This is a genomic window from Mycobacterium sp. 1164966.3 (assembly GCF_001665395.1).
GTDB lineage: Bacteria > Actinomycetota > Actinomycetes > Mycobacteriales > Mycobacteriaceae > Mycobacterium.
In genome coordinates this window covers 63299-75876 of sequence record NZ_LZSG01000042.1, presented here as the reverse complement: position 1 = coordinate 75876, position 12578 = coordinate 63299, and the positions used below count along the sequence as shown (strand labels likewise).

The 12578-nt window shown below is 65.7% G+C and carries 14 protein-coding genes; 7 read left to right on the top strand and 7 right to left on the bottom strand.

Annotated elements, in window-relative coordinates; translation table 11 throughout:
- Positions 1-36: 36 nt before the first annotated feature.
- Entirely contained in the window at positions 37-789 is a 753-nt protein-coding gene (locus A9W99_RS15285) for a site-2 protease family protein (protein WP_067379343.1), read from the bottom strand.
- A 9-nt stretch (positions 790-798) separates the two neighbouring features.
- Positions 799-1434: a peptidase M50 gene (locus A9W99_RS15280; RefSeq protein ID WP_067379333.1), complete on the bottom strand. Its 636-nt coding sequence runs from the start codon at positions 1432-1434 to the stop codon at positions 799-801.
- 141 nt (positions 1435-1575) lie between these two features.
- Here A9W99_RS15280 and A9W99_RS15275 point away from each other — a divergent pair, with 141 nt between their 5' ends.
- The 5 genes from A9W99_RS15275 (at position 1576) to A9W99_RS15255 (ending at position 6455) form a co-directional block, all read left to right on the top strand.
- Complete coding sequence (locus A9W99_RS15275; protein ID WP_067379321.1) at positions 1576-2874, top strand: adenylosuccinate synthase; 1299 nt, start codon at positions 1576-1578, stop codon at positions 2872-2874.
- Complete coding sequence (locus A9W99_RS15270) at positions 2871-3509, top strand: PaaI family thioesterase (RefSeq protein ID WP_067379318.1); 639 nt, start codon at positions 2871-2873, stop codon at positions 3507-3509. The genes A9W99_RS15275 and A9W99_RS15270 overlap by 4 nt, the downstream gene beginning before the upstream one ends.
- A 126-nt stretch (positions 3510-3635) precedes the next feature.
- The gene (purT, locus tag A9W99_RS15265) at positions 3636-4808 is read left to right on the top strand and encodes a formate-dependent phosphoribosylglycinamide formyltransferase (protein ID WP_067379515.1); all 1173 of its coding nucleotides are present in this window, start codon (positions 3636-3638) and stop codon (positions 4806-4808) included.
- Positions 4805-5227: a rhodanese-like domain-containing protein gene (locus tag A9W99_RS15260; protein ID WP_067379315.1), complete on the top strand. Its 423-nt coding sequence runs from the start codon at positions 4805-4807 to the stop codon at positions 5225-5227. Before purT ends, A9W99_RS15260 begins: the two co-directional genes overlap by 4 nt.
- Positions 5228-5234: 7 nt before the next feature.
- Positions 5235-6455: an O-succinylhomoserine sulfhydrylase gene (locus tag A9W99_RS15255; protein WP_067379313.1), complete on the top strand. Its 1221-nt coding sequence runs from the start codon at positions 5235-5237 to the stop codon at positions 6453-6455.
- Here the strand turns inward: A9W99_RS15255 and A9W99_RS15250 are convergent.
- The 5 genes from A9W99_RS15250 to A9W99_RS15230 form a co-directional block, all read right to left on the bottom strand.
- Positions 6452-7861 carry an NAD(P)/FAD-dependent oxidoreductase gene (locus A9W99_RS15250; protein ID WP_067379311.1) on the bottom strand — a complete coding sequence of 470 codons (1410 nt, stop codon included), beginning with the start codon at positions 7859-7861 and terminating at the stop codon, positions 6452-6454. The genes A9W99_RS15255 and A9W99_RS15250 overlap by 4 nt on opposite strands.
- Positions 7862-8007: 146 nt before the next feature.
- A complete protein-coding gene (locus tag A9W99_RS15245) occupies positions 8008-8853 on the bottom strand; it encodes an SDR family oxidoreductase (RefSeq protein WP_067379308.1) in 846 nt (281 codons plus the stop codon).
- A 23-nt stretch (positions 8854-8876) separates the two neighbouring features.
- On the bottom strand, positions 8877-9503 hold the full coding sequence (locus A9W99_RS15240) for a hypothetical protein (protein WP_082930010.1): 627 nt from the start codon (positions 9501-9503) through the stop codon (positions 8877-8879).
- A gap of 13 nt (positions 9504-9516) precedes the next feature.
- Complete coding sequence (locus A9W99_RS15235) at positions 9517-9978, bottom strand: SRPBCC family protein (protein ID WP_067379303.1); 462 nt, start codon at positions 9976-9978, stop codon at positions 9517-9519.
- Positions 9979-10030: 52 nt separating this feature from the next.
- Positions 10031-11227, bottom strand: coding sequence for an acyl-CoA dehydrogenase (locus tag A9W99_RS15230; protein WP_067379300.1), 1197 nt, complete (start codon positions 11225-11227; stop codon positions 10031-10033).
- A 60-nt stretch (positions 11228-11287) separates the two neighbouring features.
- Here A9W99_RS15230 and A9W99_RS15225 point away from each other — a divergent pair, with 60 nt between their 5' ends.
- The gene (locus tag A9W99_RS15225) at positions 11288-11659 is read left to right on the top strand and encodes a DUF3054 domain-containing protein (RefSeq protein ID WP_067379298.1); all 372 of its coding nucleotides are present in this window, start codon (positions 11288-11290) and stop codon (positions 11657-11659) included.
- 3 nt (positions 11660-11662) lie between these two features.
- Positions 11663-12565, top strand: coding sequence for an SAM-dependent methyltransferase (locus tag A9W99_RS15220; RefSeq protein WP_067379296.1), 903 nt, complete (start codon positions 11663-11665; stop codon positions 12563-12565).
- Positions 12566-12578 lie beyond the last annotated feature (13 nt).

The following is a 12578-nucleotide window of genomic DNA, read 5'->3' as shown; positions in this document are numbered from 1 at the left end:
AGAAATATATGCGCATTGACGCATATATGGCAAGGTTCAGAGCCATTGGCGCCAGAACAGCGTAAGCTGGTAGCCCGCCTTCCACAGGCCGTCGGATACGCCGGAAAGATCGAAGAGCCATGACACCGGCGCGAAGAGCCACTGGCCGAGCAGCGGCGTGAAGAGCAACACCAGCAGGATGAGCACGCCCCATTGCTTCGCAGGCGCCAGCGCCCGTTGCGTCTGAGGACTCAGGTGCGGCTCCAGCGCGTCGTAGCCGTCCAGCCCGGGAATGGGCAGCAGATTGATCACCACCGCCATGATTTGCAGAAAGCCCAGGAACGCCACTCCGGCCCACAGCACCGGGTGCTTCGGGTCGTAGAGCAACCCGCAGGCGGTCAACAGCAGGACCGCGAGCACCACGTTGGCCGCCGGCCCGGCCAGGCTGACCAGCGAGCGACGGGTAGGTGTCATGAACGATGTCTGCAGATACACCGCGGCGCCCGGCAGACCGATTCCGCCCAGTGCGATGAAAATCATCGGTACCACCAGGGAGAGGCCCGGATGGCTGTAGCGGCGCGGATCCAGGGTCAGGTAGCCGCGCACCGCGGCGTCGTGGTCGCCGAACCGCCAGGCCGTATAGGCATGGCCGAATTCGTGCAGGCAGAGGGACACCAGCCACCCGGCGATCACGAAGATGAACACCCCGGCGTAGGACAGCGGTCGTACGCTCGCCCCGGCCAGCCACGCCAACACGCCGCCGACGGCCGTCAGCCCGACCAGGGCCAAAAAGATCGGGCTAGGTCGCACCGGTCGAAACTACCGGACCAGCAGCCAGCCCTCCACGTGCCGATAGAACGTCGACCGGCGAGCCGTGCGGGCAGCCGGGACACCGTCACGGACCACGATCACCCCGGTGGTGCCCAACTGAGCGGCGCGCCCACTGATCCAGCGACGCCACGGACCGGCCAACGCTGCCCGCAGGCCCGGCAGGCCCAGCGTCGGCTCGATCCACACCTCGGCGACGTCGCCGTCGAACAGCACCTTGTCGTCCACCACCGCCTCGCCGTGTACCGACTGGGCGTCCTGCGGCGGCAGCCAGCGGGCCCGGCCCACGATCACTGAACCGGTCTCGTCGCGGATCAGTGGCACTCGCCTAGCTGAGCCTCGCCGCGCGCGGCGCGCCGCCCCGCGGCCGGCCGGCAGCCGGTAGACCCGGGTCGCCCGGGTGCGCCGGCGCGGCACATAAGCCACTTCGACGTCCAGCCGGTCGGCGCGCAGCAGTCGGGTCAACACGGCGGCCAGCTCGGCGTCGTCGCCAACGACGACCAGTCGTCGGCATGGCGGCAGGCCGATGTCGAACGAGTCGAGCCGATGCGTGGACAGGCCGGCCAGCGGGTGGGGTGCCGATCGGTCGCCGAACAACAGCACTGCCGTGTTCACCCCGATATTCATGGTTCCTCGCAACCTGCTGGGTAGGGTAGGTCACCGGCTGGACCACAATTATGGTGGCGACCCGCTGCGCCCGGCTGCGCCGCGCTTGCGATCACCACGAATAAGCATCCGTAACCAGGCCAGAGCAGGCGGGAGCAAGTCATGCCGGCAATCGTCCTGATCGGCGCCCAGTGGGGCGACGAGGGCAAAGGTAAGGCCACTGACCTGCTCGGTAGCCGCGTTCAGTGGGTGGTGCGCTACCAGGGTGGCAACAACGCCGGGCACACCGTCGTGCTACCCACCGGCGAGAACTTCGCGTTGCATCTGATCCCGTCGGGGGTGCTGACCCCCGGCGTCACCAATGTCATCGGCAACGGCGTGGTGATCGACCCCGGCGTCCTGCTGGACGAGCTCAAAGGCCTCGAGGACCGCGGCGTCGACACCTCCAAACTGCTGATTTCCGCCGACGCGCACTTGCTGATGCCCTACCACGTCGCGATCGACAAGGTGACCGAGCGCTATATGGGCAGTAAGAAGATCGGCACCACCGGCCGCGGCATCGGTCCGTGCTACCAGGACAAGATCGCCCGCATGGGAATCCGGGTGGCGGACGTCCGGAACCCCGACCAGCTGGCGCACAAGGTCGAGGCCGCACTCGAGTTCAAGAACCAGGTGCTGGTCAAGATCTACAACCGCAAAGCGCTGAACCCGAACCAAGTGGTGGAGACGTTGCTGCGGCAGGCCGAAGGCTTCCAGCATCGGATCGCCGACACCCGGCTGTTGCTGAACAACGCACTGGAAGCAGGCGAAACGGTGTTGCTGGAAGGTTCGCAGGGCACGCTGCTCGACGTCGACCACGGCACCTATCCCTACGTGACGTCCTCGAACCCGACGGCCGGCGGTGCGGCTGTGGGTTCGGGCATCGGCCCGACCCGGATCGGTACCGTGCTGGGGATTCTCAAGGCCTACACCACCCGGGTGGGCTCGGGGCCGTTCCCCACCGAGCTGTTCGACGAGAACGGCGAATACCTGTCCAAGACCGGTGGGGAGTTCGGTGTGACCACCGGGCGGCGACGCCGCTGCGGCTGGTTCGACGCGGTCATCGCGCGCTACGCGACCCGGGTCAACGGCATCACCGACTACTTCCTGACCAAGTTGGACGTGCTGTCCAGCCTGGAGACCGTGCCGGTCTGCATCGGGTACCGGATCGACGGGTCGCTCACGCACGACATGCCGATGACGCAAAGCGATCTGTGTCGCGCCGAACCGGTCTACGAGGAGTTGCCAGGTTGGTGGGAGGACATTTCGCAGGCGCGCGACTTCGACGACCTGCCCGCCAAGGCGCGGGATTACGTGCTGAGACTGGAAGAGCTTGCCGGAGCATCGGTTTCGTGTATCGGCGTCGGCCCGGGGCGGGATCAGACCATCGTGCGCCGTGACGTGCTGCAGGGCCGCCCGTGACGGATGCGGTGCAGGATCCTGAAGAACTCGACCCCGAATATCACCATCACGGCGGCTTTCCCGAATACGAGCCCGCCACCCCCGGCCCGGGCTTCGGCCGATTCGTGGCAGCGATGCGGCGGCTGCAGGACCTGGCGGTATCGGCGGCTTCGGACAACTGGGACGAAGCGGCGGACCGCGCCGAGGCGCTCGTCGATTTGTTAAGCCCGTTCGAGGCCGCTGAGGGCAAGGCGCCGGCGGGGCGAACGCCGGACCTGCCGGGCATGGGCAGCCTGCTGCTGCCGCCGTGGACATTGACGCGGTACGCCCCTGACGGCGTCGCAATGACGGGATATTTCAGCCGGTTTCACGTCGGCGGCAACATGGCGGTGCACGGCGGTGTGCTGCCGCTGCTGTTTGACCACATGTTCGGCATGATTTCGCACGCGGCAGGACGGCCGATCAGCCGGACCGCGTTTCTGCATGTGGACTACCGCAAGGTCACCCCGATCGACGTTCCGCTGGCCATTCGCGGCCGGGTCACCAGCACCGAGGGCCGCAAGGCCTTCGTGTCGGCGGAGTTGGTCGACGCCGAGGAGACGCTGCTTGTCGAGGGTAACGGCCTGATGGTGCGGTTGCTGCCCGGCCAGCCATAGGGTTCGCGAGCGACCGCAAATGTACGCCGATGACGTCGTATTCCTGTACAAACGCGGTCGCTCGGCAAGAGGGGAGCACACAACGGCCCAGGTGATACCGCCCGCGTGGCCCTTATCCTGGAAAGCGTGACCGAGGCCTCGATCGAAGGACAGCACGAGTCGGCGACGCCGGAGCCTGCTGACGAACCAGCCGATGCCCCCAATATCACTGCCCACGTCAGGCCTGTGGTCATGTTGCTGGGTTCCGACGAGTTCACGCCGGAGCTCGCGATCGCGTTGCGGCGGCTCGGCGCGGAGGTGATTGAGCAACCGACCGGCACGGACGATCTGTCAGCGCTAGTCGGCCGGCTGAAACCGGATTTCCTGGTGAGCGTCGCCGACCTTGCCGGACTCGAGGGCCTCGACGGCCGCACGGAGCTGGTTCCCAGCGCCCGCAGCATCGGGCTCACCTCCGACCGGGAGAGACTGCGCCGACTGGCCGCCGACGAGCTTGGCCTGCCCACTGCGCCCTTCTGGTTCGCCGGATCGATCGACGAACTTGAGGCGGTGGCGGCACACGCGGGATACCCGTTGCTGGTGAAGCCGGTGGCGGGCCCACTCGGGCCGGGCCAGTCCCTGGTGCGTGGGCCAGAAGATATCGCGGCGGCCTGGCAGCATGCGGTCGGCCATGACAAAGCGCACCATCGGGTACTGGCCGAAGCGGTGGTCGAGGTCGAGGTCCTGGTCACCCTGCTCGCTGTGCGCAGCGAGGGTCCCAATGGTCCGGCGATCGAGTTCTGTTCACCCATCGGCCATGTCGACGTCCACGCCGAGGTCACCGAGTCTTGGCAACCCCAGAAGGTGAGCACGGCCGCGATGGACGCCGCCAAATCCGTCGCAGCCCGAATCGTCAAGGCACTCGGCGGGCGGGGCGTCTTCGGCGTCGAGTTGATGATCAACGGCGACGAGGTGTACTTCGCCGACATCACCGCCTATCCGCGGCAGAGCGTCTGGGTAACGCTGTGCAGTCAGCGGCTTTCGGCATTCGATCTGCAGGCGCGCGTGATCCTCGGCCTTCCGGTGGACACCATGATGATCTCGCCGGGCGCCTGCCACGTGCTGGACGCCCGCAGCGCCGACCTCACGTCCGCCGCGCTGACCGCAGCGCTCGGCGTGCCGGAAAGCGATGTCCGCGTCTTCGGCCAGCGCGACGGGCGGCCGCCGGGAGTGACATTGGCCACAGGAGCGGATCTGGCGACGGCGCGCGAACGTGCCCGGGAGTCGGCGAGTCGGCTGAATATGCGAGACTCACGCGGATGAGTTACGCAGGAGATATCACGCCCGAGCAGGCCTGGAAGCTGCTCAGCGACAACCCCGACGCGGTCCTGGTCGACGTGCGCACCGACGCCGAATGGCGATTCGTCGGCGTGCCCGACCTATCGAGCCTGGGCCGTGAGGTGGTTTTCATCGAGTGGAACAGTTCCAACGGGCAGCGCAACGAGAACTTCTTGACCGAACTGCGGGACCGGATTCCGTCGGCAACCAGTGGGGAGGAGCGGCCGGTGGTCTTCCTGTGCCGCTCGGGAAACCGCTCCATCGGCGCCGCTGAGCTGGCCACCGAGGCCGGCCTCACGCCGGCCTACAACGTGCTGGACGGCTTCGAGGGGCAGCTCGACGCCGATGGTCACCGCGGCGGAACGGGTTGGCGGGCAATCGGTTTGCCCTGGAAGCAGGGATGAAGCAGCAATGACCGATCGGCCCTCGGTCCGGACGCCGAAGGGGCTGCCCGACGGCGTGAGCCAAGCCACCATCGGGGTGCGTGGCGGGATCTTGCGGTCCGGCTTCGACGAGACCGCCGAAGCGATGTACCTGACGTCCGGCTACGTGTACCCCTCGGCGGCTGTCGCGGAGGAGTCGTTCACCGGCGAGTCGGACCACTTCGTGTACTCCCGCTACGGCAACCCGACGGTGACGATGTTCGAGGAGCGGCTGCGCCTGATCGAAGGCGCCCCGGCGGCTTTCGGCACCGCGAGCGGCATGGCCGCGGTGTTCGTCTCACTCGGCGCGCTGCTGGGCGCCGGTGATCGGCTGGTGGCCGCCCGCAGCCTCTTCGGCTCGTGCTTCGTGGTGTGCAACGAGATCCTGCCGCGCTGGGGAGTGGAGACTGTATTCGTCGACGGCGATGACCTTTCGCAGTGGGAGCAGGCGCTGTCGGTACCAACGCAGGCGGTGTTCTTCGAAACTCCGTCGAATCCCATGCAATCGCTGGTGGACATCGCCGCGGTGAGCGATATGGCTCACGCCGCGGGCGCAAAGGTGGTGTTGGACAACGTCTTTGCCACGCCGTTGCTGCAGCAGGGCTTTCCACTCGGCGCGGACGTGGTGGTGTACTCGGGCACCAAGCACATCGACGGTCAGGGTCGGGTGCTGGGCGGCGCCATCCTCGGCGACAAGGAGTACATCGACGGGCCGGTGCAGAAGCTGATGCGCCACACCGGTCCGGCGATGAGCGCGTTCAACGCCTGGGTGTTGCTGAAAGGCCTTGAGACGCTGGCTATTCGGGTGGAACAGAGCAATTCCTCGGCGCAGCGGATCGCGGAGTTCCTGGAGACTCACCCGGCGGTGCGCTGGGTGCGATACCCGTATCTGGTGTCACACCCGCAGTACGACCTGGCCAAGCGCCAAATGTCCGGTGGCGGAACGGTAATTACCTTCGAACTCGACGTACCTGAGAGCGCCGCAAAGGCACGGGCCTTCGAATTGCTCGACAAGCTGCGGCTGATCGATATCTCGAACAATCTCGGCGACGCCAAATCCCTTGTCACTCATCCGGCGACGACGACTCACCGGGCGATGGGCCCAGAGGGCCGCGCCGCGATCGGGCTCGGTGACGGCGTGGTCCGCATCTCGGTCGGGCTGGAGAGCGCCGACGATCTGATCGCCGATATCGATCAGGCGCTGAGCTAGCCCGCGTGTTGTTCGGCCTCTTCGGCCTGCTCGGCGGCGGCCAGCGGTCCCTGCCCCTGCGTCTGCGTCATCCAGTTGATCACCGATCGGGCGTAGATCATCTGGCTGGTGATGGCCATCTGGCCGCGGCTGCGCCCTACGAACGAGATCCACCAGGAGAACAAGGCGGCAATGCGGTTGCGGTGGCCTACCAGGTAATACAGGTGCAATACCAGCCAAGCCAACCAGGCGAAGTAGCCTCCGAACTCCAGCTTGCCGACCTGCGCGACGGCGCTGTTCCGCGAGATCGTCGCCATGCTGCCCTTATTGAAGTACTTGAACGGCTCGCGGTTGGCCGGATCGTCTTTGCCTTTGACGGTGTTCTTGATCGTCTTGGTGGCGTAGTGCGCTCCTTGGATCGCTCCCTGCGCCATCCCCGGTACTCCCGGCACGGACATCAGATCGCCGACGACGAAGACGTGCGGGTGTCCCTTGACTGTGAGGTCCGGTTCTACGATCACTCGTCCGGCGCGGTCGGTCTCGGTCCCGTCGGACTGTTCGGCGATCATCTTGCCCAGCGGGCTGGCTTGGACGCCGGCCGCCCACACCTTGCATGCACACTCGATGCGGCGTTCGTCACCGTCCTTCTCCTTGATGGTGATGCCCTTGTAGTCGACTGCGGTCACCATCGCGTTCAGCTGAATTTCGACATCCATCTTCTCCAGCCGCCGCTGCGCCTTGAGACCCAACTTCGGCCCCATCGGCGGCAATACCGCCGGCGCCGCGTCGAGCAGAATCACCCGGCATTCCGTGGGGGTGATAGTCCTGAACGCCCCGGCCAGCGTTCGCTCGGCCAGTTCGACGATCTGGCCCGCGATCTCGACACCCGTCGGACCGGCACCGACGACGACGAACGTCAGGCGCCGTTCCCGTTCGGCCGGGTCGGTGGTCACCTCGGCCGCCTCGAACGCACCGAGGATGCGGCCGCGCAACTCCAGCGCGTCGTCGATGCTCTTCATGCCGGGCGCGAAGGTGGCGAAATGGTCGTTGCCGAAATAGGACTGCTGCGCCCCGGCGGCCACGATCAGGCTGTCATAAGGGGTGACCGTCTCCATGGCCATCAGCTTCGAGGTAACCGTCTTCGCCTTCAGGTCGATGGCGTTGACCTCGCCGAGCAGAACCCGCACGTTCTTCTGCTTGCGCAGCACCAGTCGGGTGGTAGGGGCGATATCGCCTTCGGACAGGATTCCGGTCGCTACCTGGTAGAGCAACGGCTGGAACAGGTGCGTCGTCGTCTTCGAGATCAGCGTGACGTCGACGTCAGCCCGTTTGAGCGACCTGGCCGCGTTCAGTCCGCCGAACCCGCTTCCGATGACGACGACCTGATGGCGCCTGACGGCAGCCGCCGGCTCGCTGGATTGCGTCATACTCGTCCCTCCCAGTCTTCACAGCGCCTCCTCACCGTACGACGCCGCGTAGGGCATCGTCACCTATCTGACGGCGAGCAGACGAAAAGCCCCTCCGCGCGCGGTGTGTCGGGTTGCTTTTGCGTCTGTTCGCCACCACATCCGAATCACGCTGCGCCGGAATCCATTTCACGGATACGTTTGAGCGTGAGCCGGGCAAACAGCGTCGACACCGCCGGAAACCAGCGGTCCAGGTACCACGCGGCCTTCCACCAGGCAGGCACCACGATGATGGCGTCTTCGCGCAGCACCGCCCGAAGGGCCCGTTCGGCGAACTTCTCGGGTGCCATCGGCCGCGCCGGTTCCCAGAATTTGAGTAGTTGCTCGTCGCTGAGGCCGGTCATGGCCATGCGTCCGTACTTGCCGCCGGTGAGGATCGGGGTCCGGATCGCGCCCGGACACAGCACCGATACCTGAACGCCGTGGCGTTTGGCCTCCAGCCGGAGCGCCTTCGACAGTGCGACGACGGCATGCTTGGACGCGGTGTAGCTCGCCGAACCGGGGGAGGCGAGCAGGCCGGCCACCGACGCGGTGTTGACGATGTGGCCCGAGCGCTGCCCGATCATGATCGGGTAGATCGCCTGGATGTCGTGCACCACACCGTGCAGGTTCACATCGAAGACGTCGTTCCAGTCGTCGAGCGTGTATGAGTCGACCTCGCCGCCCACCCCGATGCCGGCATTGTTGAACAGATAGTCGATCCGGCCGGATTGCCGCACCACCTCGGCAGCGGCGCGCTCGAACGACGGATAGTCGCGCACGTCGAGCTCGATGGCGTGCGTCTTCGCGCCGGCGTTGTTGAGACGCTGCGCCAACTCCTGCGCGGCGTCGAGTTGGCGATCCGCGATCCAGACCTCGGCGCCGCCCTCGGTCAACTCGGCGGCCAGCGCTGCGCCGATGCCGGACGCGCCGCCGGTGACGAATGCGATCTTCCCGGACACGCTCGTTGCCATTCGGGAAGGATAACGGTCTCAGGTCACGGCCAGGCGGTTGCGTAGTTCCGGTAGTTCGCGTCCGGCACACTGCAGAAATCCGAAGCCGTGCCGGCCAGCAAGATGTAATACGTTTCCGGACGGTGGTTTTCGCCGGAGGTGGGGTAGGTCCAGCCGCTGTTACACATCGACGTTGCCGCGCCGGCCGTGGGTTTGGGCCAGCTGGAGCTGACGCAGTTGGTCAGCGTGTCGACGTCCGAGGTGGCGCTCTTGGCGATGACCAGCACTGCGCCTCCCCACTGCCCGTCGGCCCGCCGGTAGGCGCGCGCTCCGAATCCCGCGTTGTCCTTCTGGCAGCCCAGCGCCCGTTGCAGCAACTGGAACGGGGCTGCGAGCCGGAGGTCGGTGAGGCCGGCCGCGGCGTTGATGAACGCGGCCGCATCCGAACCGTCTACCTCTTGGATGTCCGGATTGTTACGGCTGGTGAGTTGCAGCGACATCCGTCCCTGCGCGGCCTCGTCGCCGCCACCGACGATCGGACCGCCACCGCTGGAAGTCATTGGCGGAAGAGCGACGCTGGGATCAGCGCCGGCTGTGGGAATCCCGGTCGCCGCGGCCAGAAACACGCTCGCCGCGACCCACGCACCCATTCGACAAGCCGTAGCTCTCATAGGCATCTCCGGATCATCGTTCGGCGGCGCGCTTGATTCGTGCCAGTGTCTCGTGGATACCCCGATTCATCTGGCGTCCGCGGGGCAGGAACATTTCGAGCGTTCGGTTGGCAGCCGAACACCAGAGGAATTCGAAGGACTCGGTGAGTGCCGTACCGTTCGACGAAGGTTCCATCGTGTAACGCCAACGGGTTTCGTGCCGTCCGGTGCGGCCGTCGAGAGTGGTGAAGGCGAATTCCCGGCCGCGGTCTGCGACGTCGACTTGTACGGTACGTTGCCAGCGATAGCCACGAATTCGGTTGTAGCCGCGAAACCGTGCTCCCGGCGCAGCTTCGGTCGCTCCGTTCAGCCACTCGCAGCGGTAGCATTCCGGACTCCACTCGCCCATCCGGGTTATGTCGGCCACGAGGTCGAACACCTCCTCCGGAGGGGCGGCGATTTCGATGCGCTCCTGCCCGCGTCGCGGTGTCGGCATTGAGTAAGTCTCTCTCAGCCGAGTGAGTGTGGCTAGTCCGCATCGGAACCCGTCAGCGGAATGCGGCCAAATCGGTGAAGGCCTGGCCGAGGACGAGCTGGTGCATCTCGGCCGTGCCTTCATAGGTCAGTACCGATTCGAGGTTGACCATGTGCCGGATGACTGGGTATTCCAGCGATATTCCGTTGCCGCCCAGTATTGTTCGCGCCGTCCGGCAGATCTTGATCGCCTCTCGGGTGTTGTTGAGTTTGCCGAAGCTGACCTGATCGGGTCGCAGGCCCACTCCGTCTTTGAGCCTGCCCAGGTGCAGTGACAGCAGCTGACCCTTGTGCAGCTCGACCGCCATGTCGACGAGTTTGGCCTGGGTGAGCTGGAATCCAGCGATCGGACGGCCGAATTGAGTTCGTTGCGTCGCGTAGTCGAGTGCGGATTGCCACGCCGACCGCGCCGCACCCATCGACCCCCAGATGATCCCGTAGCGCGCCTCCGACAGGCAGGACAGCGGGCCTTTCAGGCCGAGCGCGTCGGGCAACATCGCCTCGGTGGGGAGTCGCACGTCGTCGAGGACCAGCTCGCTGGTGATCGACGCCCGCAGTGACAGCTTGTGGTGGATGGTGTTGGCGGCAAACCCCGCGGTATCGGTGGGCACGATGAATCCGCGGATCCCGTCGTCGGTGTTGGCCCAGACGATCGCTACGTCGGCGACCGACCCGTTGGTGATCCACATCTTGCGGCCGTTGAGGATCCAATCCGAACCATCTTGTTGCGCGCGGGTTTTCATCGCAGCCGGATCGGAGCCGGCGTCGGGCTCGGTCAGCCCGAAGCACCCGATGAGGTCCCCGGCGGCCATGCCGGGCAGCCACTGCTGCTTCTGCTCCTCAGAACCGAAGTTCCAGATGGCGAACATCGCCAGCGAGCCCTGCACCGACACCATGGACCGGACGCCCGAGTCGGCGGCCTCGAGTTCGACACAGGCCAGGCCGTAGTGCACGGCTGAAGAGCCTCCGCAGCCGTAGCCTTCCAAGTGCATACCCAGCAGGCCGAGTTCACCGAACTGTTTTGTGAGCTCGCGGACCACCGGAAGGTCGCCGGTCTCGAACCAATCCGCCACGTACGGCGTCACGTGCTCGGCGCAGAACTTTCTGACGGTTTCGCGCACCGCGATTTCATCGTTTGACAGCGACGCGTCCAGTCCAAGCGGGTCGTAAGGGTCGAATGTCGGTGGTGCTTGGGCTGAATTGGCATCCATTCCTGCTGAATCTAGGTTCAGCCCAACAGGCGGGTCAAGGAGTCGCGGTAGTCTCGCTGAATGTCATCGCGGCGCGGGCCGGCGTGGCTGAGCGCCGACATCCTTGGGGTGCTGCTGTTCTGCGCGGTGGGACGCCGCAGCCACGACGAGGGAGTCAACATCTCCGGCACCGCGTCGACCGCGTGGCCATTCCTGTCCGGGACCGTCATCGGGTGGTTGGCTTCGCGTGCTTGGCGGCGACCCACTGAAGTGGTGCCGACCGGAATGATCGTGTGGCTGTGCACTGTTGTTTTCGGCATGTTGTTGCGCAAGGCCAGTTCTGCCGGGGTGGCGGTGAGCTTCGTGCTGGTGGCCTCCTCGGTGACCGCGGTGCTGCTGCTTGGTTGGCGAGGCGGCGTTGACCTCGTGCTACGACGCCGGGCGGACAGCTGACAGATGGTCCGGACAGACGACGACACCTGGGACGCGACTACCGGGGTAGGAATGACCGCGACATTCGGTGCGGCCGCGAGGGCAGTCGCAACCAACAAAGGGCTACTTCAGGATCCGTTCGCGGAACAGCTGGTCCGCGCCGCCGGGGTCAAGTACTTCACGCAGCTGATCGCAAACCAGCTTTACGAAGATGACGATGGCGACAACCCCCGAATGACCGGTCTCATCGACATCCTGGCGTCGCACGCCCGCTTCTTGGACCAATACCTCGCCGATGCCGGTGCGGCAGGAATTCGTCAGGCGGTCATCCTGGGGTCCGGTCTGGACACTCGGCCGTATCGGCTGTGGTGGCCGCCGGGCACAACGGTGTATGAGGTCGACCAGCCGGACGTCATCGAGTTCAAGACCAAGGTGCTACGTGGACTGGGCGCCGAGGTGACCGTGAATCGTTGCGCCATCGGCGTCGATCTTCGCCAAGACTGGCTGGCGGCACTTCGGCGGGTCGGTTTCGACGGTGCACAACCCACCGTGTGGATTGCCGAGCAGTTGTTCGTGGGCTATCTGTCGCCCGATGGACAAGATGCGGTGTTGCACGAAGTCAGCGCGGCGAGCGCCGCCGGCAGCCGGTTCGCGGCAGATCACACCATTTGGAGCCCGACGCAAATCAAAGAGGGGCATACATTCATCAAACACTGGCGAGAACATGGCCTCGATGTCGATTTGTCCATGTTGACCTATCCGGGCGAATATCGCTATGTCCCTGACTATCTGATGTCCCACGGCTGGCAGACGGCTGAGAAGACCATCGTCGAGATTCGCGCCGCCATCGGCAGGCCGGTGCGCCGGGTTCCCCTGCCCAGCGACTTGGCGGTCATGCCGAGGTATGTCACGGCAGTACGGGTCTAGACCGGGTTCAGCC

Excerpts from the sequence above, each read along its gene's own strand:
- A9W99_RS15245 (WP_067379308.1), bottom strand. The coding sequence starts at position 8,853 with ATGGCAACGAGCGTGTCCGGGAAGATCGCATTCGTCACCGGCGGCGCG.
- A9W99_RS15220 (WP_067379296.1), top strand. The coding sequence starts at position 11,663 with ATGGTCCGGACAGACGACGACACCTGGGACGCGACTACCGGGGTAGGA.
- A9W99_RS15255 (WP_067379313.1), top strand. The coding sequence starts at position 5,235 with ATGACCGATCGGCCCTCGGTCCGGACGCCGAAGGGGCTGCCCGACGGC.
- A9W99_RS15240 (WP_082930010.1), bottom strand. The coding sequence starts at position 9,503 with ATGAGAGCTACGGCTTGTCGAATGGGTGCGTGGGTCGCGGCGAGCGTG.
- A9W99_RS15280 (WP_067379333.1), bottom strand. The coding sequence starts at position 1,434 with ATGAATATCGGGGTGAACACGGCAGTGCTGTTGTTCGGCGACCGATCG.
- A9W99_RS15230 (WP_067379300.1), bottom strand. The coding sequence starts at position 11,227 with ATGGATGCCAATTCAGCCCAAGCACCACCGACATTCGACCCTTACGAC.
- A9W99_RS15235 (WP_067379303.1), bottom strand. The coding sequence starts at position 9,978 with ATGCCGACACCGCGACGCGGGCAGGAGCGCATCGAAATCGCCGCCCCT.
- A9W99_RS15250 (WP_067379311.1), bottom strand. The coding sequence starts at position 7,861 with ATGACGCAATCCAGCGAGCCGGCGGCTGCCGTCAGGCGCCATCAGGTC.
- A9W99_RS15275 (WP_067379321.1), top strand. The coding sequence starts at position 1,576 with ATGCCGGCAATCGTCCTGATCGGCGCCCAGTGGGGCGACGAGGGCAAA.
- A9W99_RS15260 (WP_067379315.1), top strand. The coding sequence starts at position 4,805 with ATGAGTTACGCAGGAGATATCACGCCCGAGCAGGCCTGGAAGCTGCTC.
- A9W99_RS15225 (WP_067379298.1), top strand. The coding sequence starts at position 11,288 with ATGTCATCGCGGCGCGGGCCGGCGTGGCTGAGCGCCGACATCCTTGGG.